Here is a 23589-nt window from a genome sequence, read left to right on the forward strand (position 1 = left end):
CGTGTCCATGGGAAACTCTTCGGACGTCATCGTCGTCGGGGCCGGAGTGGTCGGCGCAGCCTGTGCCTACTACGCCACTCGCTCCGGCCTCTCCGTCACCGTCATCGACCGCGGCCCCGTGGCCGGCGGAACCACGGGCGCGGGCGAAGGGAACCTGCTGGTCTCCGACAAGGAACCGGGGCCCGAGCTGGAACTCGCCCTGCTCTCCACGCGCTTGTGGCGTCAGTTGGCCGAGCCGCTGCCCTTGCAGATCGAGTACGAGGCCAAAGGCGGCCTCGTCGTCGCCTCCGACGCGGTGGCTATGGAGACACTGCGCGAGTTCGCGAAGCGGCAGGAGAAGGCCGGGGTGCTGGCGGAGGAGATACCGGCCGACCGACTGGCTGATCTGGAGCCGCACCTCGCTCCCGGCCTGGCGGGCGGCTTCCACTACCCGCAGGACGCGCAAGTCCAGCCCGCCCTCGCCGCAGCCCACTTGCTGCGCGCCTCCGGTGCCCGGATCCGCCTCGGCGAGGAGGTCACCGGCCTGCTCGCCGCCACGACCGGCGAGGTGACCGGGGTTCGGACGACGACCGGAACCGTCCACGCCCCGCACGTGGTGAACGCCACCGGTACCTGGGGCGGCGAACTGGCCCGGCGCGCGGGCACCGAGCTGCCAGTGCTCCCGCGCCGTGGTTTCGTCCTTGTCACCGAACCACTGCCACGCGTGGTCCGGCACAAGGTGTACGCGGCGGACTACGTCGCCGATGTCGCGAGCGGTTCGGCAGCACTGCAGACTTCGCCCGTGGTCGAAGGAACCCCCGCGGGCCCGGTGCTGATCGGTGCCAGCCGTGAAAGGGTCGGCTTCGACCGCACGCTCTCGGTGGAGGCCCTGCGTCGGCTGGCGGCCCAGGCCACGGCGCTGTTCCCGGTGCTGGCGGGAGTGCGTGCGGTACGGGCCTACGCGGGCTTCCGCCCGTATCTGCCCGACCACCTGCCCGCGATCGGCCGTGACCCCCGCGTCCCTGGCCTACTGCACGCCTGCGGTCACGAAGGCGCGGGGATAGGGCTCGCCCCCGCCACGGGCGTGCTCATCGCCGGGATGCTCAGTGGCGCCGAACTGCCGCTTGACGCAACGCCCTTCAGCCCCGCGCGCTTCGCTGAGGGGAGCGGCCCAGCGGCCCCGTAGGGGTGCCGTGGACCGCTTCCCGCCCCACCACTTTGAAAGGAGGCCCGCAGTGGCCCGTACCCCCGCCGAGTTGGTCAGGGCCGAGCCCGGTCCGCCGTTCGAGATCACGGTAGACGGCAGGGCGGTCACCGCCCTGCCCGGGCAGTCCGTCGCCGCGGCGCTGTGGGGTGCGGGCATCCTCGCCTGGCGCTCCACCCGCGGTGGCGGACGCCCGCGCGGCGCCTTCTGCGGTATCGGGCAGTGCTACGACTGCCTCGCCACCGTCAACGGCGAGCCCAACAGGAGGGCATGCCTGGTGACCGCCCGACCCGGTGACGCGATCACCACCCAGGAGGGACACGGCCGTGCCGGACTCAGCGTCTGAACCGTTCGACCTGACGGTGGTCGGCGCCGGCTGCGCCGGGCTCGCGGGCGCCGTCACGGCCTCCGAACTGGGCTTGCGGGTCTGCCTCATGGACGGATCGGGCCAGGTCGGCGGCCAGTTCTTCCGGCACCCCGCCCCGGCCCTCGGCGCACGGCGGCCGCAGGCCCTGCACCATGACTGGTCTGCCTTCGCGACGCTGCGCCAACGCCTGGAGACCGGCGACACCCACCGCCTCTTGCGGCACCATGTGTGGACCGTCACCCGGGAGAGCGGCGAACTGTGGACGGTGCACGCCGTCGCCGGCGCCGACGGCGACGAGGAGCGCCCGGTGCGGGTGCGTACCCGCGCGGTCCTGCTCGCGACGGGTGCGCACGAACGGCAACTCCCCTTTCCCGGCTGGACGTTGCCTGGCGTGGTGGCGGCCGGAGGTGCCCAGGCGATGCTCAAGTCCGCGCTGGTGCTGCCCGGTAGGCGGATCGTCGTCGCCGGAAGCGGGCCGCTGCTACTCGCCGTCGCCTCCTCGCTGGCCGCCGCCGGGGCGCGGGTGCCCGCCGTCGTGGAGGCCACCGGCTACCTCAGATACGCACGGCACGCCCGCGCCCTGGCGGCCAACCCGCACAAGCTACTGGAAGCCGCGACCCACGGCGCGTCCCTGCTGCGTCACCGCGTGCGGCCGCACACCCGCAGCGCGGTCACCGCGGTCCACGGCACCGACCGGGTGGAGGCCGTGACCGTCTCCCGGATCGACGAGGAATGGCGGCCCGTGCCGGGAACCGGCCGCCGCATCATGTGCGACGCGCTGGCCGTGGGCCATGGGCTGGTACCGCAGATCGAACTGGCCACGGCTCTGGGTTGCGCGACCCGGCGGACGACGGACGGAACGCACGCCCTGGCCCTTGACGGGCTCCAGTCGACCTCCGTGCCCGGCGTGTGGGCGGCGGGGGAGACCGGCGGGGTCGGCGGATGGCAACTAGCCTGCGTCGAAGGTGAGTTGGCGGGCCGGGCGGCGGCCTTCCGGCTGCGCGGGACGCCCATGGACGCAGCGCGCGTTCGAGAGCTTCGGCGCCGTCGAGACCGGATGCGTGCCTTCGCCGATGCCATGGCCGTCGCGCACACGCCGCACCCGGGCTGGATCGACTGGCTCGGTGACGACACCGAAGTGTGCCGGTGCGAGGAGGTGACGGCCCGCCGCATCCGCGAGGCCGCCGCAGACCTGGGCGCGAGGGACGCCCGTACCGTCAAACTCCTCACCCGGGCCGGGATGGGCTGGTGCCAGGGCCGCATGTGCGGAGCCGCCGTTGCCTGCCTCGCGGCGGGTGCGGGCGACGGGGATATACCGCCGTCCCCCGAGCGTCGGCCGCTCGCCGTACCCGTGCCACTCGGCGTGCTCGGCTCGCCAGCCGAAGCCGACGACTAGTTCCCCGCTCGGCCGCCCCCCAGCCCTGCGGCGCCCCCGCGATCCGAAGCACAGATGTCACAGGCTAGAGAAGGGTCAACTGGCATGACCACCAATTCCTGGCACGTAGAACGCCCGTGGCGCGGCCTCATGGTCGCCACCGCGCTTCCGCTGCGCGAGGACCTCTCCGTCGACTACGACGCCTACGCCGAGCACGTCCGCTGGCTGATCGCGAACGGCTGCGACGGTGTCGTCCCCAACGGCTCCCTCGGCGAGTACCAGACCCTCACCCCCGAGGAGCGCGCCCGCGTGGTGCGGACCGCTGTCGAGGCGATCGGCGACGGTGCCCGGGTGATGCCGGGTGTGGCCGCCTACGGCAGTGCGGAGGCCCGCCGGTGGGCCGAACAGGCCGCGGAGGCGGGCTGCGGCTCCGTACTGCTGCTGCCGCCCAACGCCTACCGTGCCGACGAGGCCGCGGTACGGGCCCACTACGCTGAGGTGGCCAGGGCCGGGCTGCCGGTCGTCGCGTACAACAATCCCGTCGACACCAAGATCGACCTCGTTCCGGCCCTGCTCGCCCAACTCCACGGCGAGGGCAGCGTGGTCGCGGTCAAGGAGTTCACCGGTGACGTGCGCCGGGCCTACGAGATCGCCGAACTCGCCCCGGCGCTCGACCTGTTGATCGGCGCGGACGACGTGCTCCTCGAACTCGCGATCGCCGGTGCCGTCGGCTGGATCGCGGGATACCCCAATGCCTTTCCGGCCGCCTGTTCCGAGTTGTACCGCAGCGCCGTCGCAGGGGACCTGGAGACGGCACTGCCCCTGTACCGGGCGCTTCATCCGCTGCTGCGCTGGGATTCCAGGACGGAGTTCGTGCAGGCCATCAAGGCTTCCATGGACATCGTCGGCCGTCATGGCGGCCCCACCCGCCCGCCGCGCTCACCGCTCACCGGGCTGGCCGAGGCCGCGGTGCTCGCCGCCACCGAGAAGGCCATCGCCGACGGCCATCACTGATCGCCGGATCGCAGAAGGGACTCCCGTGCGCACCCGTCATGTCTTCCATGCCGTCGACTCGCACACCGAGGGCATGCCAACTCGCGTCATCACCGGAGGTGTCGGGGTGATCCCCGGTGCCACGATGGCCGAGCGCAGACTGCACTTCATCAAGCACCTGGACCACATCCGCACGCTACTGATGTACGAGCCACGCGGCCACGCCTCCATGAGCGGTGCGATCCTCCAACCCCCGACGAGCCCGGACGCCGACTACGGGGTGCTGTTCATCGAGGTCTCCGGTGTGCTGCCGATGTGCGGGCACGGCACCATCGGGGTCGCCACCGTACTGGTGGAGACCGGGATGGTAGAGGTCACCGAGCCGGTCACCACAGTGCGGTTGGACACTCCGGCAGGCCTGGTCCGCGTCGACGTGCGCGTTGAGGACGGCGTGGCCAGAACCGTGACGTTCACCAACGTGCCCGCGTTCTGTCTCGGCCTGGACCGCGAGGTCGAGGTGCCGGGGTACGGGACGGTGGGCTACGACCTCGCCTTCGGCGGCAACTTCTACGCCTTCGTCGAACTCGACGCGCTGCGACTGCCGTTCGACCGTTCCCGCAAGGACGAGCTGCTCGCCGCGGGTCTGGCCGTCATGGACGCCGTCAACGCCTCGCCCAGCCGCCCGGTCCACCCCCAACGGCCGGAGATCAGCGGCCTCAAGCATGTCTACCTCGCCGCGCCCGGCTCGGACGCACACCGGTCCCGGCATGCCATGGCGATCCACCCGGGCTGGTTCGACCGTTCACCCTGCGGCACCGGCACCTCCGCGCGCATGGCCCAACTCCACGCGCGCGGCGAACTGCCCCTCCACCGCGACTTCGTCAACCAGTCGCTCATCGGTACCGAGTTCACCGGCCGACTCGTCGAGGAGACCCTCGTCGCCGGTGTGGCCGCCGTCATCCCGACCATCACCGGACGGGCCTGGATCACTGGTACCGCCCAGTACTTCCTCGACCCGGACGACCCCTTCCCCGGAGGCTTCCTCCTGTGACCACGCCATTGTCCCTCGTCTCACGCAATCCGGCCGATCCGGCCGACGTACTGCTGCGGGTGGCGGCGTCCGGCGCCGCCGCCGTCGCCGATGCCGTCGGCAAGTCCCGTGACGCCCAACCCGCCTGGCTGGACGGCGGCGCGGGCGCCCGCTCGGCGGCCCTGGTCGCCGTCGCCGAGGCCATCGAGGCCGCGGCGGACGAGCTGGCCGCACTCGCCGTGCGCGAGGTGGGCAAGCCGCTCACCGAGGCCCGAGCAGAAGTGGCGCGTACCGCGGCCATCTGGCGGTACTACGCCCAAGCCCCCCATGAGCCCACCGGCGCTGTCCACGAACCCTTCGGCGGCCCGGGGCTGCTGCTCACCCGCCGCCGCCCGTACGGCGTCGCCGGCCTGATCACGCCCTGGAACTTCCCCTTCGCCATCCCCAGTTGGAAGGCGGCCCCGGCGCTGGCCGTCGGCAACACGGTCGTGCTCAAACCCGCGCCCGAGGCCACGGCATGCGCGCTGCGACTCGCCGAGATCCTCCAACGGGCGCTGCCACGCGCGGTGTTCACCGTAGCTCCCGGCGGCGCCGCGGAAGGCGGCGCCCTGATCACGTTCTCGGACGTCGTCTCGTTCACCGGCTCCACAGCGGTCGGCCACGAGGTGGTGCGCGCCGCGACCGCCCGAGGCATTCCGGTCCAGGCCGAGATGGGCGGGCTCAACGCGGCGATCGTGCTCCCCGACGCCGACATCGAGCGGGCCGCCGCCCACGTCGCCGCCGCGATCGCCGGATACGCGGGACAGAAGTGCACGGCCACCAGCCGGGTCATCCCGGTGGGCGCCGCCCTCCACCCGGTGCGCGAGGCCCTCGCGGCGGCGCTACGGGAGCTGCCGGTGGGCGACCCGTCCGACCCGGCTACCGTCTGCGGCCCGCTCATCAGCGAGCAGGCCAGGGACCGGGTGACCCAGGCGACCTGCCGGGGCGGTGCCGTCCTGGCAGGCGGCAACGCTCCCGGGCGACCCGGCTGGTACGCGGCTCCGACCCTGGTCGAGAAGTTGCCACCAGGCCACGAACTGCTACAGGAGGAGGTCTTCGGCCCCGTCGCCGCACTGCTGCCCGCGGACGACCTGTCGCACGCGGTACGGATCGCCAACTCCGTCCCGTACGGGCTGGTGACCTCGGTCCACACCGCCGACCTGAACGCGGCTCTGCACGGGCTCGACCATCTCGACACCGGCATGGTCCGGGTCAACGCCCCGTCGACCGGCGTCGACTTCCACCTGCCGTTCGGCGGCACCAAGGCATCCAGCCATGGGGCACGCGAACAGGGCCGAGCCGCCCTGGACTTCTACACGTGCACACGGACGTACACCCTCAGCCCCACCGGGGCAGTGTGACACCGTACGCTGAAGCTCACCTCGGAAACGGAGGGGCTCACCATGGGGCACCTGAAAACGCGCAACCTGATCACCGCGCACGAGCGGTTGCGCGACCAGGTCGCCCACGCCCTGCGGGCCGCGCTGATCTCCGGTGAACTGCGCCCCGGTGAGCTCTACTCGGCGCCGGGGCTCGCCGAGGACTTCGGTGTCTCCGCGACACCGGTACGCGAGGCGATGCTCGACCTGGCCCGCGAGGGACTGGTCGAGCCGGTCCGCAACAAGGGCTTCCGGGTCACCGAGGTCAACGAACGTGATCTCGACCAGTACACCGAGATCCGCACCCTGATCGAGGTCCCCACTGTCGGCGGGATCACCCGCACCGCCTCCGCCGAGCAACTCGAAGCTCTGCGTCCGCTCGCCGAGGAGATCGTGAGCGCCGCGCGCCACCAGGACCTGATCGGCTACCTTGAGGCCGACCGCCAGTTCCACCTCCGCCTGCTGGCGCTCTCCGGTAACGAACGCCTCGTCGAGACCGTCGGCGATCTGCGCAAGCGCTCACGCCTGTACGGGCTCACAGCCCTCAACGAAAGCGGCCGTCTGCTCCCGTCAGCCGAGGAACACCTGGAACTGCTGGAGCTGATGCTGGCTGGAGACGCCAAGGGTGCCCAGAAGTGCATGACCCGCCACCTGGGCCATGTCCGCTCCCTGTGGGCCAAGGGCGAGGGCCGGCAAGCCCGGTAGCCGTGCTCTGGCGGTACCCGCCGCGCCCCGCTGGCCGGGCCGAGGGTGGACTGAGCCGCTGTCGCGCGGCTAGATGTTCTGGAACTCCCTCGGCAGCTGATCCAGTACGTCCTGGAACTCCTTGCCCGGAACCGCCTGTTGCAGTGTGGTGAAGACCGCCCAGATTCCCCTGCGTGCCACGGTCGCGTCGACACCCGCACGCTCGCTCACACGTCGCACGAACTCCGCCAGGTCGAACTTCTCGGTAACCAGCCGGATGAACGCGTCGTACTCCATCGGCGCCTCCAGGCGGTGTGCGGTTCATCCAACGCGGCCGGTGAAACCGTTGGAAACATCCACTGTTCGCGGCCTGGTCTGGCCCGTTACGGTCCCCTCCCACAGACACCACCGCAGGTCCCACAAGCCCCGCACGGTCGCAGGGAGGCACCCATGGTCCGAACACGTGGCGTACGCGAAACGACGCGAAGCTCCATAGGTGCGGGGGTGGAGACCCGATCCATCGACTGGGTGCCGGACTCGGAGCGGCACGGCCATGTCTGGCATCAGGGGCCGCTGTGGTTCCTGGGCAACTTCCAGTACTTCACCGTCGCCGTCGGGTTCGTCGGTCCCTCGCTGGGCCTGCCGCTCGGCCCGACGGTCCTGGCGGGGGTGCTCGGTATCGTCGTCGGCACCCTCTTCATGGCCTTCCACGCTTCGCAGGGGCCGGTCCTCGGGCTACCGCAGATGCTCCAGTCGCGGGCACAGTTCGGCTACCGCGGCGTCATCGTGGTCCTGACGGCCACTCTCTTCACCTATCTGGGCTTCAACGTCGCCGACCAGGTGCTGCTGTCCCAGGGACTGCACAGCGTGTTCGGCTGGAGTCCGCTGGCCGTCGCGCTCGCCGCCACACTGCTCGCGGTGGTACTCGCAATATACGGCCATGACTGGCTGCACCGGGTCTTCCGATGGCTGCTGTACGTCTCGCTGCCGCTGATGCTGCTGCTCACCGCCGGTGTGCTCACCGGCCAAGCCGGGGGACACACCGTCCATCAGCACTTCGCCTTCACATGGTCCGCGTTCTTCGCGCAGTTCTCCGCGGCGGCCGCCTACAACATCACCTACGCGCCCTACGTCTCGGACTACTCCCGCTATCTGCCGCGTACCGCCCCGGCCCGTGCCCTGATCGCTTCCGTCTTCTTCGGCGCCTCCGGATCGGCGGTGTGGCTCATCGCCCTCGGCGGCTGGCTTGCCGTACGGCTCGGTGTGAGCGACGGTCTCGTAGGGCTGCGGCAGGCGGGCGACCACGTCCTCACCGGGCTCGGCGCGGCGACCGCGTTGCTCTCCGTGCTCAGCCTGGGCGCCACCATGGGCATGAACGCGTACGGGGGCATGCTCACCGTGCTGACCGGCATCGACTCGGTGCGCAAGATCAACCCGACGCGTGCCGCGCGCGTGATCACCATCCTCGCACTCGCCGTCACCTGGTACGCCGTCGGATCGCTGGTCTCGCAGAACGCGGTGGCGACCGTGTTCACGGCGTTGACGCTCATGCTGTACCTGCTTGTCCCGTGGACCGCGACCAACCTCGTCGACTTCTTCTTCGTCCGGCGCGGCCACTACGCCGTCACCGATCTGTTCACCCGGAGCGGCATCTACGGCACTTGGTCCTGGCGCGGCCTGACGGCCTACGCGCTGGGCATCGCCGCCGAGATCCCCTTCATGGTCCTGCCCAACCTGGGCCAGTGGTCGTACACCGGCCCAGCGGCCCGCCAACTCGCCGACACCGACATCTCCTGGCTGGTCGGGCTCCTCGTCACCTCACTGGTGTACCTGGCCATCTCCCGCTTCCGCGACCGGGCCGCCGAGCAGGCCGCCGTTGAGCGGAGCGAGCAGCGGTTGAACGCCTGGCAGGATGGCCGGGCGGTGCGCCTCGGCTAGCAACGGCCGTTGCGCGGCTCGTGGTTGCCTGCGTACCCGGGGTGCTCGATCGCGCCAAGGTGCGCACCTGTCACCCTGTTCCCGCTACTGGGTGCTCGCCTGAACGACGGTCCGAAGTCTGGGTTGTTGGCGGTCAGTCTCGGGGGCGGGGCTGACTGCCGCCGAGCATCGAGGGGCATCTTCGTCGGCCTTGTGCTGTCGGCGAAGTGGAGAGGGGACCCGCAGGCATGGAGGCGTTGTGCGGCATCCGGTCTCCAACATCAGCTGGTGGGCGCGACCGGTTCACATAGAACCTCTGAGGCTGTCGTTTGTGACGTGACAGGCAGCGGTTGACATGGCTGGCGGCAGTGGGAGGGTGGAATGGTAAGCGCGGTGGTGCGGCATGCCGGAGCCGGGCCGTAAGCCCAGATGCCGTGTATGGGTATCGGGCTTGATATGCCTCAGCGGGGCACCGGCCCCCGGCACCACCGAGAGCGAAGCCGTCGCAAGGGGATGCCATGAAGGCAACCGTCTACGAGGGCCCACGTTCCGTCGCGGTGAAAGAGGTTCCAGACGCACGGATCGAACGGCCCACCGACGTCCTGGTGCGGATCACGACCACGAACATCTGCGGCTCGGACCTGCACATGTACGAGGGCCGTACCGACTTCGAGGAAGGCCGGATCTTCGGCCACGAGAACATGGGCGAGGTCGTCGCGGTCGGCGACGGGGTCGACCGCGTCCGGGTGGGAGACCTGGTCTGTCTCCCGTTCAACATCTCCTGCGGCTTCTGCCGTAACTGCGAGAAGGGCCTGACCGCCTTCTGCCTGACGACGCCCGACAACCCGAAGATGGCCGGCGCCGCCTACGGCTTCGCTGACATGGGCCCGTACGATGGTGGCCAGGCGGAGCTGCTGCGCGTACCCTACGGTGACCACAACTGCCTGGTCCTGCCGGAGGAGGCCAGAGAGCGGCAGAGCGACTATGTGATGCTCTCCGACATCTTCCCCACCGGCTGGCACGCCACCCAGCTGGCCTGCGTGCAGCCCGGTGACACCGTGGTGATCTACGGTGCGGGGCCGGTCGGTCTGATGGCCGCGTTGTCGGCGACGCTCAAGAGCGCCTCCAAGGTCATGGTGGTGGACCGGCACCCCGACCGGCTGGCCCTGGCCGAGGAGATCGGGGCGATTCCCATCGACGACTCCAAGGTCTCGCCCGTCGACCAGGTGAATGAGCAAACAGACGGTCTCGGCGCGGACCGGGGTTGTGAGTGCGTGGGCTACCAGGCCCATGACCCCCAAGGCCATGAGCACCCCAACCTCACACTGAACAATCTCGTACAGTCCGTGAAGTTCACTGGGACCATCGGCGTGGTCGGCGTCTTCATCCCGCAGGACCCGGGCAGCCCGGACAAGCTGTACAAGGAGGGTGAGATCGCCTTCGACTACGGGTTGCTCTGGTTCAAAGGCCAGACCATCGGCAACGGCCAGGCCAACATCAAGGCCTACAACAGGCAGTTGTGCGGCCTGATACAGGCTGGCAAGGCCAAACCTTCATGGATCGTCTCCCATGAACTCCCGCTGGACAAGGCACCCGAGGGATACCAGCACTTCGACGCCCGGGACAACGGCTGGACGAAGGTCCTCATGCACCCCGACGGGGGCAGCCACAACTGACGTACGTCGCGTGCAAGGGCGGATTGAAAAGGCGTCCAGGAGGCCCAGTGCAGGCGTCCGCCTCCAACGGCGGGGCTGGCAACCGGAGTTGTCGTTGCGGTGGGGTCTTCGGGCGGTTGAGGGCCCGGTCCCCGGGTACCCGATCCTGGGAGCCGCCGTGACCAGGGTGCTTACGGGAGGCGGTCGTCGGAAGAGCGGTACCAGACGGCCGCCAAGCGTTACTCGGCGAGCCCCTGCTCACGTCGCACTCACGGCCCGCCGGGAGGAGCCGGGATCCGTTGGGCCTACCGAACCGCCGACGAGCCGAGGACGAGGCCATGCCCGACCCACACAGCAATCGCCTCACACACCACCGGCCTGCGCGCCCGCAGGACAAGCGCCCACGGGGTGCGGCAGGACGTCGGCAGCGCACCGGCTCCGAGCCACGGACAGCAATCAGTGACCTGCCTGCGCGACGGATGCTGGCGACCGTTTTCGCTCCGGTTTTCCTCGTGGGAGCGGCCGTCTTCGCGATACTCGCTGCCACGGCCAGCCCCAGCAGCCAGCAGGGTCGGACGCTCTACATCACCTTGGCCGCCGTGTGCGCGGTGTTCGCGGTGGTGGCGCTGACCGATCTCTACGTGATCCGGCGCCGTACACGCACTGAGCATCGTGGTACCCGACGTACGGGGAAGTGGTGATGTCCAGGTGACGAGGCATTCCCGCGCTGAGCGCGCAAGGGAACCGCAGGACACGGGTGGCGCCGCGCTCTTCGACGTCGACGGCACGCTGGTCGACAGCAACTACCTTCATGTGTCCACTTGGTGGGAGGCGTTCCGCCAAGCCGGGCACACTGTGTCGATGACGGCCATCCACCGCACGGTGGGCATGGGGTCGGACAAGCTCATCGCCCACCTGCTGGGTGAGGAACGCGATACCGACCAGGACGCGGAGATCGCAGCGGCGCACAAGGCGCTCTTTGCCACTTACCTTGAACGCCTGCCCGCGCTTGAGGGAGCCGCGGATCTGCTGCGCACGGTCAGCCAGCGCGGCTGGAAAGTCCTACTGGCGAGCTCGGCCGGACAGTACGAGCTCAACGCAATGCGCTGCGCCATTGGAGCCGATGAGTACATCGCCGCGGCCACGAGCGCGGACGACGTGGACGCGAGTAAGCCCGCACCGAACCTGGTCAAGCGGGCGCTCGACCGCGCTGGCGTACCAGCATCGCGTGCGGTCTTCGTAGGCGACACGGTGTGGGACGTGCAAGCCTCCGCCAAGGCGGGCGTTGATTGCATCGCACTGCTGTCCGGGGGCATACCGGAGGCCGATCTCCGGCGCGCTGGCGCCCTGGCGGTCTACGACGGCCCGGCGCGTCTACTCGCCGAGCTCGACTCCAGTCCTTTGGCCGAAGCCCCGTAAGTCGGCGGTTATTGAGGCTGGTCGAACTTGGTGGCGTAGTGGCCGTAGAGTTGCGGCCACAGATTCGCCGGTGGAGTGTCGTCGTCGTTCAGGAGTGCTTCGAGTGTGTCGAGGCACACGTCCCAACCAGCGGCGGTCCTGGCGGCCTTCTTCCTCGGGCCGGCGGGGTGCGGGATGCCGCTGTGCTTGGTGAAGCCGTGGGTGAAGACGAGGCGGCAGCCGCCCTCAGTGGGTTCCAGCTCCCAACGTAGGTCCTCCTCGCCCCAGGTGTAGGCGAGCAGGCGCGGTGGGTCGAACGCGGTGAACGTACCGTCGAGGTCCTCTGGGTCCTTCGTGAGGATTTCGGGCATGTCTTCGGCCCGTGGGGCGTTTCCGCGGAAGGCGAAGCGGATCTTCGCCCCGAGTTCGCGCTCGCCCTCGATGTCGCACGGGAACCATTGGCGCAACTGGTCAGCTTCTGTCAGCGCACGCCAGACCCGCTCGGGCGAATGGGCGAGGAACCGTTCGAAGCGCAACACGTACCTGCCGTCGTCGCGGACTTCGAGAGCCCCCATGCCTGCGTCGTCGTTGCTGCTGGGCATGTCGATCACTCCTTCTCCTGGTCAAGGTGGCGCTCCAGGGCGTCGAGGTGACGGGCCCAGAACTCGCGGTAGGGCCCAAGCCACGCGTCGATCTCGGCCAGCGGCTCAGCGCAGAGGCCGTACCAGCGGCGCTGGGCGTCACGGCGGACGTGGACGAGCCCGGCTTCGCGGAGCATCCGCAGGTGTTTCGAGACCCCGGGCTGGCTGAGCCCCAGGCACTCGACCAACTCACCGACGGAACGCTCGCGCTCGCGCAGCAGATCCAGTATCCGCCGACGCGTCGGGTCGGACACGACCTCGAAAGTCGTTGCCACGCGTGAACATTACCACTGGGCTATATAACCAGCAAGGTATGTAATGTGGCCCTACCGTGCAGCCCGCAGCGGGGGCGGCACGCTGATGTCCGCGCAGCGGAACATGGGCACCGCCCCGGGAGCTGCCCCGCGAAGCCCCGACCCGCAGCTCGCGCGTCTCAAGAGGCCCACCGGCCCAGGCGCAGCATGTGATCACAGTCGGTGAGCTTCCGTAAGCACTGCGTGGAGGATTGCTCTGCCGTGACCGGCGCAGATCCGCATACTCTCGCCTTCCGGCAGGTCCTCAACTGCCGCCGACGAGACGGGAGTTGAGCAGAACCATGTCGTCGTCTGTAAGTCGGAGGGCGCCGGCAGCGATATTGGCCTCCAGGTGTTCGGGGTTGCCGGTTCCTGGGATGGCCAGCACGTGTGGGCCCTGTTGCAGCGTCCACGCCAGTCGGACCTGGGCCGCTGATGCGCCGTGGGCCTTGGCGACAGCCAGGACACGCTCGCCTTCGCGTTCCCTGGCGGCTGCACCTTTTTCGCGCCCCTCTCCGGCGATCGCGAAGTAGGGCACGAAAGCGATGCCCTGCTCGCCGCAGCGTCGCAGTACTTCACTGTGGGCTTGCACGTCGAGGTTGAACTGGTTCTGCACACACACCACGGGTGCGATGGCTTGGGCCTGTGCCAACTGGTCCGCGGTGACATTGGAGACTCCCAGATGCCGAATCAGCCCGGCATCGCGGAGCTCGGCCAGCGCGCCGAAGTGCTCGGCGATCGACGGCTGGGACATCCTGCGTAGGTTCACCACGTCGAGGTGGTCTCGGCCGAGTTGGCGTAGGTTCTCTTCCACCTGGCCGCGGAGTTGCTCGGGCGTGGCCGAGTACCACTGACCCGAGGGGTCACGTCCGGGGCCGACCTTGGTCACGATGACCAGGTCTTCGGGGTACGGCGACAGGGCCGTATTGATCAGTTCATTGGCCGAGCGGAGCCGGGAGAAGTAGAAGGCAGCGGTGTCGATGTGGTTGACGCCCAGCTCAATCGCTCGGCGCAGGACCCTGATTGACGTGCTGCGGTCGCTCGGTGCGCTGTGGTCGAATGCGGCGCTGCCGGTGAGGCGCATGGCTCCGAGGCCCATTCGGTTCACGCTCAGATCGCCGAGTCTCCAGGTGCCTGCGGCCGATGCGTTGACGGGCGTGTTGTCCTTGATCAATTTGGTGGTCTCCTCGGTCGCTCATCGGAGGTGCGACAAGGCCGTTCGGTGTGCAGGGGGGAGCTAGCCCGATCGCCTGCGGCGGCGGCTGTCTGATCGCTCTTGCGGAGAGACGCATCATGGGGTCCAGGACACGTCGTTGAGAAGGCCCAGGTGAGTCGGTGAAAGTCACATCTGGAGTGGGAACGTGGCGGCAGCGTTGGCCGTTTGAAGGTGTGGAGCGGCCTGTGCTGCTGCGGCCAGGGCCCAACTGCCTTCGGAGGGTGGGCCGGACGAGCAGTCGGCACACCCAGTCCCGTCGCCGCGAGCGAGCTCGAGCGCGCTGCGGGAGGGGTGGTGGACGGCCAGCGCAGTTCGCGGCCAGGCGATGTTGTGGCCGGAGCGGGCGCACTGTTGTGTCTGCGGGCGTTGTGGCGGTTCCCGTTGGGTGAGACCTTGCCTGGCGCACCCCGCCGTACCGTCCCACTGGCCCCCACGCCTGTGAAGGAACGTCATGATGCTTACCCGACCAAGGCGAGCGCTCGGAAGGATGGCAGCGAGCCTCACGGCCGCCGCTGTCGCGCTCTGCCTCGGCACCGGCCCGGCGCTCGCGGCTGCCGCGCCGGGCCATGGTGCCAGGACCGTCGGCAGTCACCCCATTCACAACGCCCTGACCTCGGCTCCACCCGTGCCCACCGGCGCCTCTCCCGCCGGTACGAACGCCAGCGCCGTCCAGCACGGGCGGGTTTCGCCGGGGCGGATCCCGCCGCCCCGCCCCCTCGTGGCCCGAAGCTCCGCACAGTCCTCACCGAAGCACACGCACTCCTCGCCCGCCCAGGCCGCGACGCAGCCCTGCACTGCCGCGGACTTCAGCAGCCGCACCGGTTCGGCCCTGGCCTCCTACATCGAGTCCTCGACCACCGACTGCATCAACAGCCTGTTCTCGATCACCGGAAGTGACGCGCACGGCGTCTTCCAGGAGTCCCAGATGATCCCGGTCGCGCAGGCCTTCCAACGCCTGTCCGGGGGGTACACCGGCGACGACACCGCTGGTATCTGGCAACTCGTCATCTACCTACGTGCCGGGTACTACGTGCAGTACAACGACTCCGCCGACGTGGGCTCCTACGATGCGGGTCTGACCAGTGCGGTCGTCGGCGGCCTCAGTGCCTTCTTCGCCGCGGCCCACTCCCGGGACGTGTCCACGGCGAACGGCAACGTGTTGGGCGAAGTCGTCATCCTCACCGACAGCGCCAACGTCCAGCAGGACTACCTGAGCACCTACCAGCGGATCCTGGGCGCGTACAACAGCTCGTGGGACGCCTCATACGCGATGGACGGCGTCGCGTACGACGTCTACACACCGCTGTGGCGCGGCCAGTGGAACCCTGCCTTCGTGGCTGCCGTCACCAGTGATTCGAGCATCCTCACCGCACTGCACTCGTTCGCCCTCAACCACACCAACCTGCTCGGCGGCGCCAACACCTTCCTCGACGCGGACGCCGGCCAGGACCTTGCCGTGTACGTCCAGTTCCCGGCGCTTCAGGCGACCGTCCGACCACTGATGCTCGGCCTCCTGAAAGCCTCCCACATCGCAGGCACCACCGCCGCACTCTGGGTCGCCGTCGCCGAGCAGAGCAACGCCTACGACAACGCGCACTGTTCGTACTACGGCACCTGCAACCTCACGGCCCAACTCACCGCGGCCGCGCTGCCGACCACGTATCACTGCAACTCCGAGATCACCATCCTCTCGCAGTCACTGAGCCCGGCCGACCTCACCGCGGCCTGCTCCAACCTGGCAGGCCAGGACTCCTACTTCCAGGGCGTGGTCAAGGACAGCGGCCCCATCCCGAACCAGTACAACACCACCGACAACGTAGTGGTGTTCTCCAGCCAGCTGAACTACGTCATCTACGCCGGCGCGATCTACGGAGTGCAGACCAACAACGGCGGGATCACCCTCTATGGCGACCCCTCGACGGCGGGGAACCAGGACTACTCGATCCTGTACCAGGATCCCAGCCCGGACGGCTACACGGACAACATCTGGAACCTGAACTACGAATACACCCACTTCCTGGACGCCAGGTACGACACCAAGGGCACCTGGGCCCAGATCGAGACCGAGCCGAACATCTGGTGGGTGGAGGGCATCTCCGGCTACATCTCCTACAGCTACCGGGGCATCGTCGACACCGACGCGGTGACCGACGCGGGACAGCACACCTACCCGCTGAGCACCCTGTGGCAGACCACCTACGCCAACAGCAACGACGACCGCGTCTTCCCCTGGGGCTACCTGGCGGTCCGTTACATGGTCGAACAGCATCCGGACGACGTACAAAAGATCCTGACGTACTTCCGGAACGGTGACTACACCGGCGCGTACAACTACTACACCAACACCATCGGCGCGAGGTACGACGCCGACTTCAACTCCTGGCTCAGCGCCCTCGCGGGTGGCGGTAGCCTCCCGACCTGCACTGACCAGAACACCCAGGCGATGGGTCAGAACTGCTCACGGCACAACCAGTCAGCCAGCGCGGGCAATCTGGACTACCTCTACATCTGGCTGCCGGCCGGCACGACGACGCTGACGGTCACCACGAACGGCGGCACCGGGAGCGCGTCCCTGTACTACGACCCCGACACCTGGGCGACGCCGACCACGTACACCGCCTCCTCCACCGCCTCCGGCACGGCGCAACGCATCACCGTCAGCAACACCGCAGCGGGCTACCGGTACGTCAGTCTGTACGCCGTCACGGACTTCAGCGGAGTCACCGTGACCACACAGTACTGATCCTGACCGTGTGCGGTCCCCGGCCGGGGACCGCACACCGCGTTGCGAGGCGCTGTCCGGGACCGCCCCCCAAACGCTTCCTTCTGCGGAGGTCGGCGGGTACGGTTCCGTGCCCTCGAACCCGTCGAATTCGGCGGCAACCTCGTTCGTTCGATCCTGCCAGCGCGGGTAGTCGTCTTCGCAACCGGATGGATCTTCTGGGATTGCGACGGTCGTGCTGTCGTCGTGGGGGCCAGGGTTGCACGCGGACTCACGCCTCCTGGGGTAGTAAAAAGGGCATATGGCGCAAAAGTGGGGTTCGATCGGAGGCATGCAGATGGGACACAGGGAATTCCTGGCCACAGCGGCGCGACTAGCCACCGAATCCGTCGAGAACGGCTGGGGAGGCCCGTTCGGTGCAGTGATCACCCACGACGGTGAGATCGTCGCTCGCGGACAGAACCGCGTGCTCCTCACGGCGGACCCCACCGCGCATGGCGAAGTGGAAGCCATCCGCAAGGCGATTCAGTTCCTCAACCCGGAGGCGCCCACGGTCTCCGAAGAGCATCAGAACGAGTACACACTGGAGTTGGTGCCTCGTCCCGAGGGGTCGCCGGATATCCTGCCGCAGCGTGCTCGCATGCTCCAGGGCTGCTCGATCTACACCAGCGGCGTGCCCTGTCCGATGTGCATGAGCGCCATCTACTGGGCTCGGATCGACGCTGTCTACTACAGCTGCGACTGGAAAGCGACCGAGGAGATCGGGTTCAGCGACAACTTCCAGTACGAGGACTTCCAACGGCCGCCAGACCAGCGGAGCATCACCGTCGAGCAGATGCACCCGGAGCTGGGTGCCCAGGCCTACCAGGCGTGGAGGGAAAAACCGAACCGCCATCCGTACTGACGGTCACTTCCTCTGGCGAATTGGGGCAGACCAACTCGCCGCCCCCGCCCACCGACCCGCGCATCCCGGACACTGACACCGAAGACAGCGGGGAATCGGGCCCCGGCTCGCGTCGGTGGATCGAGGCTTAGCGGGTACCGGCAGAAGCACTGGCTCCGGTCGGTGTCGCCTTGTACAAGGCTGCTCTGAGAGCGGCGTTGGTCTCCGCGACTGCCTGCTTGTTGGACTGGGTCCCGGCCAGGGCGTTCAGCATCATGAAGTCGTGCGTGATCTGTGGGTAGTGAGTCGTGGTGACCCGGACTCCCGCCTGGCGCAGTTTGGCCGCGTAGGCGTTGCCTTCGTCGGTCAGCACGTCGGAGTCGGTGATGACAAGCGCGGGAGGCAGGCCACGCAGCTGGGCGAGGCTGGCTTGCAGCGGTGAGGCGAGAGGGCTCTTGCGGGCCGCACGGTTGGGGGCGTAGGCGTCCCAGAACCACTGCATCGCGGGCCGGGTGAGCCAGCAGTTCTCGGCGAACCGGTGGTAGGACGCGGTGTCGAAGTTGGCGTCGGTCACCGGGTAGAGCAGGATCTGTTGGCGGAAGTGCGGTCCGCCGCGCTGCTTGGCCATGAGGGTGAGGGCCGCGGTCATGTCGCCGCCCACGGAGTCGCCTGCGACGGCCAGCCGTGTCGGGTCGACGCCGATGGTGTTGCCATTGGCAGCCAGCCACTTCGCCACGGCGTACTCCTGCTCGACGGGCACGGGGAAGTGCGCCTCGGGAGACGGCGTGTAGTTGACGAACACGACGGTGGCACGCGCTCCGTTGGCGATCTCGCGGACGAGGCGGTCGTGTGTCATCGCGTTACCGAGAACCCAGCCGCCCCCGTGAACGTAAACCACGCCCGGAAGCGTGCCCGTCGCTCCTGCGGGCCGGACAACGCGAATCGACACGGGTCCGGTCGGGCCGCCGGGGACGGTCCGGTCGCTGATCCGAGCAGCGAGCTTCGCCACGGGACCGGACTGCGCCTTGTTGAGCACATCGCGCGCGGCCTTGTAGGACAGCTTGTACAGGGGGGTGCCGTCGGCGGCCGCGAGTTGGTCGAGGAAGTCCTGGTCCTGCTTCTCCAGCTTCACCGGTGGTTTTCCGCAGGGAACGTAGGCGGCTGCCGCTCTGTCCACGGCGGTGTCGACATGCGCCACCCGGTCAGCGCGTGTCGAGTGGTCGGCGCGGTTGCCGCAGGCGCTGAGGCTCGCGGTCGCCACGAGGGCGACCGCGACGGCACATCGGGTCCTGCGCGATATGGACGGGTCCTTCAACGACGTCATGACGCCTCCACCTGTGCTCGACGGTCCCCAAGCCACACTGCTGATGCGCTCACACTCGGACCACCCCAGGTGGGCCGAAAGGGTGATACGGGCCGTTCCGGAGGGTCGGCGCGGCGCGCTCATATGGGATGAGGCTTTCGGCGAGGCAGAGCTGGCGGCTTGGCTGCTGCTGGGGCGCGGGTGGTGCGGCCGTTGAGTGGGCGGGCGGTGGGTGTTGGCGGGTTGTGGCGTGCGGTGGCGTTGGTCGTGGGGTGGATGGGGCCGGTGTGGGGTTTGGCGTCCCGGTGGGGGTGGGGTGGTGTGTTTGGCGGTGTTGGCAATGGTCCGGTGTTGATTGTTGTCAGGTGTATGGCGTTGTGCGACGGGGTTGTAACAGGCGCTGACGTGGGCGGGTGTGCATGTCAAGGTCGTTGCTGCGGCGGGTTGTTGTGTGTTCGGGGTGGGATTGTGCTCATCGCCGCTCTCGTTGCCGCTGGTTGGCGGGGCGATAACGACATCGATAGTGAAAGAGGGACATCATGCGTACAAGGACTGTTCGTTGGGGTGTGTCGACTGTTGTGCTCGTCGCTGCGGGGATGACGCTGACCGCGTGTGGTCCTGACGATTCGCCCTCCGCTTCGGGTTCTTCCTCCAGTGCTTCTGGTGCTTCGCAGGCGACGGCTGGGTCTGGGGCGGGCGGCACTGCCACGGCGGGTACTGCTTCGGGCTCTCAGGGCTCTGCTGGTGGTGGCTCGGGTGCGGGTGGTGGTTCGGCGGCGGGGGCGGCTTGCCGGACGGCGAATCTGTCGTTCAGCAGCTCCGGAGGTATGGCGGAGGGTGAGGTGCTGATCAACTTGAAGAACGTCGGGTCCAGGGCGTGTTCGCTGCACGGCTTTCCTGGTGTGGACCTCAAGGGTCGGGACGGGACGGTCAGTGCCGGGCGTAGCAAGATGGCGGCGCCCACGGTCACGCTGTCTGCTGGGCAGTCCACGAACTTCACTTTGCATTACCCGCCGAACAACTCCGGTGGCAGTGGGGTGACGTTCACCAGCGTCGTGGTCACCCCGCCGAACGAGACCCATTCCCACACGATGTCCCTGGGCATCAACGTTCCGGCCGACAGCAACTCGGCCCCCACCATCACGGTCGACCCGGTCGGTGCGGGCAAATAACCACCTGGGCGACACACTCATGAGTGATCCCGTGGGCCCAACGGCGTCGCCGAGCCGGTTGGGTCTGGGCACGTCGGGGAGGGTGAGGTGTTCCGGGCTGGTGATCGGCGGGGGAGTGGGTGTAGCGGGCGGGTGCTTGCCGCTTGACGGCTGATCCGTCCGGTGGAGCGAGCGACAACCACGCCCGTGTCGGGCGGGCTTGATGAGGAGCGCGCAACGTGGACGAGTGCCAACAGCGGACAGAAGCCGGATTCGCCGCCGACCTCGGCGGCCGAGCCGCCGAAGACGAGTTCGACGTCATCGTGTGCGGCGCGGGCTCGGCGGGGTCGACGGTCGCGGGGATGCTCGCGGCCGACGAGGACCTGCGGGTGCTGCTCCTCGAGGCGGGCCCGGACGACGCCGATGAGCGGGTGTCCGATCCCGACCGGTGGTTCGAGAACCTCGGCAGCGAACGCGACTGGGGTTTTGTCACCGAGCCAGGCGCCCAGGTCGACCACAGGCGCCTGCTGTACTCGATGGGCAAGGGGCTCGGCGGCGGCTCGAGTATCAACGTCAGCGTCTGGTCGCGCGGCCACCGGCGCGACTGGGATGACTTCGCCGCGAGCTGTGCGGACCCGCGGTGGGACTACCGCTCGACCCTCGACGTCTACCGCGAGCTGGAGACCTGGCGGGGCGAGCCCGACCCCGACCGGCGGGGCGCGGCTGGCCCGATGCACGTCCAGCCGGCGCAGCCGCTGCATCCGTTCTTCTCGGCGATGCTCGCGGGAGCCGAGTCGGTCGGGCTCGATCGTTACGACAGCCCGAACGGGGAACTCGCCGAGCGAGGCAGCGGTTGCGCCGTCCGGGACGAGATCGTCGAGGACGGCACGCGCCGCTCCCCCTACCGCGCGCTCGTCGGTCCACGGCGCCGACAGCGCAACCTGACGGTGCTCACGAAGACGCTGGTCACCCGGGTCGTGTTCGAGGGCAACCGTGCGGTCGGCGTCGAGGCCGTGTCAGGGGGCCGTCTCGTCCGCTTTCGCGCCGTGCGCGAGACAGTGCTCAGCCTCGGGGCGGTGCAGACGCCCAAGGTCCTCATGCAGTCGGGCATCGGGCCCGCTCGACACCTTGAGTCGCTCGGCATCGGCGTCCTTGCGGACCTACCCGGCGTGGGTGCCAACCTTGACGACCATCTGCTGTTCGGCTGCGTGTGGGAGGCCGGCGCGCAGGAGCTGCCTCCGCCGTCGCGCGCCCAGGCGGTGTGCTTCTGGGGTACCGATGGACGCGCGGAGTCGCCGAAGTTCGTCATGTACTCCGGCGCGAGCGCGTTCATGAGCCCCGAGGCGGAGGCGCGGTACGGCAGGCCGGAGTCCGCCTTCACCCTCCTGCTCGGCATGCGCCTGCGGTCGCGCGGATCGGTGCGGCTCGCCGACGCGAACCCGGCGAGCGCTCCCGTGATCGAGACCGGCTACTTCGACGAGCCCGACGATCTGCGGGACGCCGTCGAGGCCTATCGGTTCGCCGAGCAGATCGCCCACACGGAGGCGATGCGCCCCTACCGTGGCTCCCGCGCGATCCCCGGCGGCGTGTCCGACGCCGAGGTCGCCGCCTATATCCGCGCAGCGGCCTCCACGTTCTGGCATCAGTGCGGGACGGCCCGGGTCGGCGTCGACGGTGACGCCGTCGTCGATTCCGAGCTGCGCGTCAGGGGCCTGGAGGGCCTGCGCGTCGCCGACGCCTCGGTTCTGCCCCGGGTGACCTCCGGGAACACGATGGCGCCGTGCGTGGTCATCGGCCACCGGGCGGCCGGTCTCATCCGCGGCTGAGCGGTGGTGCGTTGCCGGTGCCGAAAAGGACGCCCGCGCACGTCAGGCGGATATGTCCGCTCGCCAGGGTTCATTGCCCACCGCGGAGGTCGAGGGGCCGGTGCGCCGTTGTGGAGCCGGGTGCGCAGGCGCCCGTGACGGCTGTCCAGGGGGCACGTTCGGCGACCAGACGGCGCAGCATGCGTACCTCGCGTGGCGTGTTCCAGCCGAGCACGCCGACCACCACCCCTTCGTGACCGTAGGCCGCGGCGAAGTGGCCGTTCGACGGATCGCCGTGGACGATCCGCAGCTCCGCGCCGGGTGGGAAGACGCCGTACGCCTGGATCTTCGTGTCGTACTGGTCGGTCCAGAAGTAGGGCACCGGTGCGAACGGGACGGCGTCGCCGAGCAGGTTGCCGACCGCGGCGATGGCCTGTTCGGCGGCGTTCATGCGGTGTTCCAGCCGCATCCGGGTGTTGAAGTGGGGGTTGTGCCAGGAGGCGATGTCACCGGCGGCGTAGATGCCGGGCGCGGCCTGGCACAGCGCGTCGCACACGACACCATTCCCCAGGCGCAGCCCCGAGGTCGTCAACCATCCGGTTGCGGGGGTGGATCCGACGGCCAGGACTACGACATCGGCCGGCAGCGTCGTGCCGTCGCCGAGTTCCACCCCGGTCACCCGGCCGTCGGCGTCGCGTAGTTGGCGCACCGGGACGCCGCAGCGCAGCCGGGTTCCGTGGGCGCGGTGCAACTCGGCGACGAGCGCGCCGACGCGGTCCCCGAACGGGCGGCGCACCGGGACCGGTTCCGGCTCGACCAGGGTCACGTCCAGCCCCAAGGCCCGGGCCGCCGCGGCGACTTCGGTGCCCAGGAACCCTGCGCCCACCACGACCACCCGGGGACCGGCGAGCAGCGCGGCGCGCAGGGCGAGGGCGTCGTCGAGCGTGCGCAGCATGTGCACCCCGGCCAGGTCGCTGTCGGGGAGTCGCCGGGGGACGACGCCGGTGGCGATGATCAAACCGTCGAAGCCCATGCTCTCGCGACCGCCCATATGTATGTGGCGATCGGCGACGTCGAGTGCGGTGGCGGCTTGCCCGAGCCTGAAGTCGGCCTGCAGCTTCCGCAGTTGCTGCGCGGTGCGCAGCGTGGCCCGCTCGGACTCCCATGTGCCGGTCAGGACCTGCTTGGACAACGGCGGCCGGTCGTAGGGCGGATGGGGGTCCTCACCGATGAGGGTGAGGTCACCGTCGTAGCCGCGGCGGCGGAGGGTCTCGGCCGCGGTCAGTCCTGCGGCCGAGGCTCCGACGATGACGATGCGTTTCACTCCTCTGCCTGTTCCTTCACCCAGATCGCCTGGGCCGGGCAGAGGGCGGCGGCCTGCCGCACGTCGTCCACCAGGCCCTCGGGTGGGGTCTCGGTGAGGAGGACGACGATGCCGTCCTCCTCACGCTGGTCGAACACCTCGGGTGCGGTCAGTACGCACTGGCCGGAGGCGACACACTTGTGCTGGTCGATGACCACCTTCATCGGATCCTCCCTTCCTGCTCGGCACTCG

At 69.0% G+C, this 23589-nt stretch carries 21 protein-coding genes; 14 read left to right on the plus strand and 7 right to left on the minus strand.

Annotation, left to right across the window (positions count from 1 at the left end; all coding sequences use genetic code 11):
- Nucleotides 1-7 precede the first annotated feature (7 nt).
- The 7 genes from O5O46_RS23535 (at nt 8) to O5O46_RS23565 (ending at nt 7071) form a co-directional block, all read left to right on the plus strand.
- Complete coding sequence (locus O5O46_RS23535; RefSeq protein ID WP_443072605.1) at nt 8-1165, plus strand: NAD(P)/FAD-dependent oxidoreductase; 1158 nt, start codon at nt 8-10, stop codon at nt 1163-1165.
- A 49-nt stretch (nt 1166-1214) separates the two neighbouring features.
- The gene (locus O5O46_RS23540) at nt 1215-1529 is read left to right on the plus strand and encodes a (2Fe-2S)-binding protein (protein WP_269857542.1); all 315 of its coding nucleotides are present in this window, start codon (nt 1215-1217) and stop codon (nt 1527-1529) included.
- Entirely contained in the window at nt 1510-2946 is a 1437-nt protein-coding gene (locus tag O5O46_RS23545; RefSeq protein ID WP_269857543.1) for an NAD(P)/FAD-dependent oxidoreductase, read from the plus strand. The genes O5O46_RS23540 and O5O46_RS23545 overlap by 20 nt, the downstream gene beginning before the upstream one ends.
- Before the next feature lie 84 nt (nt 2947-3030).
- A complete protein-coding gene (locus O5O46_RS23550) occupies nt 3031-3939 on the plus strand; it encodes a dihydrodipicolinate synthase family protein (RefSeq protein WP_269857544.1) in 909 nt (302 codons plus the stop codon).
- 25 nt (nt 3940-3964) lie between these two features.
- Nucleotides 3965-4969 (plus strand): proline racemase family protein, encoded by a 1005-nt coding sequence (locus O5O46_RS23555; protein WP_269857545.1) that lies wholly within the window; start codon nt 3965-3967, stop codon nt 4967-4969.
- Nucleotides 4966-6348, plus strand: a complete 1383-nt coding sequence (locus tag O5O46_RS23560; RefSeq protein WP_269857546.1) for an aldehyde dehydrogenase family protein — start codon at nt 4966-4968, stop codon at nt 6346-6348. Before O5O46_RS23555 ends, O5O46_RS23560 begins: the two co-directional genes overlap by 4 nt.
- Nucleotides 6349-6390: 42 nt before the next feature.
- Nucleotides 6391-7071 carry a GntR family transcriptional regulator gene (locus O5O46_RS23565; protein ID WP_269857547.1) on the plus strand — a complete coding sequence of 227 codons (681 nt, stop codon included), beginning with the start codon at nt 6391-6393 and terminating at the stop codon, nt 7069-7071.
- Between the two features lie 69 nt (nt 7072-7140).
- Here O5O46_RS23565 and O5O46_RS23570 read toward each other — a convergent pair whose 3' ends face one another.
- Nucleotides 7141-7347: a DUF2267 domain-containing protein gene (locus tag O5O46_RS23570; RefSeq protein ID WP_269857548.1), complete on the minus strand. Its 207-nt coding sequence runs from the start codon at nt 7345-7347 to the stop codon at nt 7141-7143.
- A gap of 207 nt (nt 7348-7554) precedes the next feature.
- On the opposite strand from O5O46_RS23570, the gene O5O46_RS23575 reads away from it, so the two are divergent.
- From O5O46_RS23575 to O5O46_RS23585, 3 genes are all read left to right on the plus strand, one after another.
- Nucleotides 7555-8988: a purine-cytosine permease family protein gene (locus tag O5O46_RS23575; RefSeq protein WP_269857549.1), complete on the plus strand. Its 1434-nt coding sequence runs from the start codon at nt 7555-7557 to the stop codon at nt 8986-8988.
- Nucleotides 8989-9485: 497 nt separating this feature from the next.
- On the plus strand, nt 9486-10643 hold the full coding sequence (locus O5O46_RS23580) for a glutathione-independent formaldehyde dehydrogenase (RefSeq protein ID WP_269857550.1): 1158 nt from the start codon (nt 9486-9488) through the stop codon (nt 10641-10643).
- A 687-nt stretch (nt 10644-11330) separates the two neighbouring features.
- Nucleotides 11331-12041 carry an HAD family hydrolase gene (locus O5O46_RS23585; RefSeq protein WP_269857647.1) on the plus strand — a complete coding sequence of 237 codons (711 nt, stop codon included), beginning with the start codon at nt 11331-11333 and terminating at the stop codon, nt 12039-12041.
- An 8-nt stretch (nt 12042-12049) separates the two neighbouring features.
- Here O5O46_RS23585 and O5O46_RS23590 read toward each other — a convergent pair whose 3' ends face one another.
- The 3 genes from O5O46_RS23590 to O5O46_RS23600 form a co-directional block, all read right to left on the minus strand.
- A complete protein-coding gene (locus tag O5O46_RS23590; RefSeq protein WP_269857551.1) occupies nt 12050-12622 on the minus strand; it encodes an SRPBCC family protein in 573 nt (190 codons plus the stop codon).
- A 5-nt stretch (nt 12623-12627) separates the two neighbouring features.
- Nucleotides 12628-12936: an ArsR/SmtB family transcription factor gene (locus O5O46_RS23595; protein WP_269857552.1), complete on the minus strand. Its 309-nt coding sequence runs from the start codon at nt 12934-12936 to the stop codon at nt 12628-12630.
- Between the two features lie 283 nt (nt 12937-13219).
- A complete protein-coding gene (locus O5O46_RS23600; RefSeq protein WP_269857553.1) occupies nt 13220-14128 on the minus strand; it encodes an aldo/keto reductase in 909 nt (302 codons plus the stop codon).
- Between the two features lie 529 nt (nt 14129-14657).
- Between O5O46_RS23600 and O5O46_RS23605 the strand changes: the two genes are divergently transcribed.
- Nucleotides 14658-16913 carry a collagenase gene (locus O5O46_RS23605; protein ID WP_269857554.1) on the plus strand — a complete coding sequence of 752 codons (2256 nt, stop codon included), beginning with the start codon at nt 14658-14660 and terminating at the stop codon, nt 16911-16913.
- A gap of 316 nt (nt 16914-17229) precedes the next feature.
- Nucleotides 17230-17796 carry a nucleoside deaminase gene (locus O5O46_RS23610; protein ID WP_269857648.1) on the plus strand — a complete coding sequence of 189 codons (567 nt, stop codon included), beginning with the start codon at nt 17230-17232 and terminating at the stop codon, nt 17794-17796.
- A 127-nt stretch (nt 17797-17923) separates the two neighbouring features.
- Here the strand turns inward: O5O46_RS23610 and O5O46_RS23615 are convergent, their stop codons facing one another.
- Nucleotides 17924-19099, minus strand: a complete 1176-nt coding sequence (locus O5O46_RS23615; RefSeq protein ID WP_269857555.1) for an alpha/beta hydrolase — start codon at nt 19097-19099, stop codon at nt 17924-17926.
- A gap of 575 nt (nt 19100-19674) precedes the next feature.
- Between O5O46_RS23615 and O5O46_RS23620 the strand changes: the two genes are divergently transcribed.
- Both O5O46_RS23620 and O5O46_RS23625 read left to right on the plus strand, forming a co-directional pair.
- On the plus strand, nt 19675-20250 hold the full coding sequence (locus O5O46_RS23620; protein WP_333482423.1) for a DUF4232 domain-containing protein: 576 nt from the start codon (nt 19675-19677) through the stop codon (nt 20248-20250).
- A 218-nt stretch (nt 20251-20468) separates the two neighbouring features.
- On the plus strand, nt 20469-22055 hold the full coding sequence (locus tag O5O46_RS23625; RefSeq protein ID WP_269857557.1) for a GMC family oxidoreductase: 1587 nt from the start codon (nt 20469-20471) through the stop codon (nt 22053-22055).
- Between the two features lie 70 nt (nt 22056-22125).
- On the opposite strand, the gene O5O46_RS23630 is transcribed toward O5O46_RS23625, so the two are convergent.
- Together O5O46_RS23630 and O5O46_RS23635 are read right to left on the minus strand one after the other, a co-directional pair.
- Nucleotides 22126-23358 carry an NAD(P)/FAD-dependent oxidoreductase gene (locus O5O46_RS23630; protein WP_269857558.1) on the minus strand — a complete coding sequence of 411 codons (1233 nt, stop codon included), beginning with the start codon at nt 23356-23358 and terminating at the stop codon, nt 22126-22128.
- Entirely contained in the window at nt 23355-23561 is a 207-nt protein-coding gene (locus O5O46_RS23635) for a ferredoxin (protein WP_269857559.1), read from the minus strand. Before O5O46_RS23635 ends, O5O46_RS23630 begins: the two co-directional genes overlap by 4 nt.
- Nucleotides 23562-23589 lie beyond the last annotated feature (28 nt).

This window comes from Streptomyces sp. RPT161 (assembly GCF_027533845.1).
In the GTDB taxonomy this organism is placed as follows: Bacteria; Actinomycetota; Actinomycetes; order Streptomycetales; family Streptomycetaceae; genus Streptantibioticus_A; species Streptantibioticus_A silvisoli_A.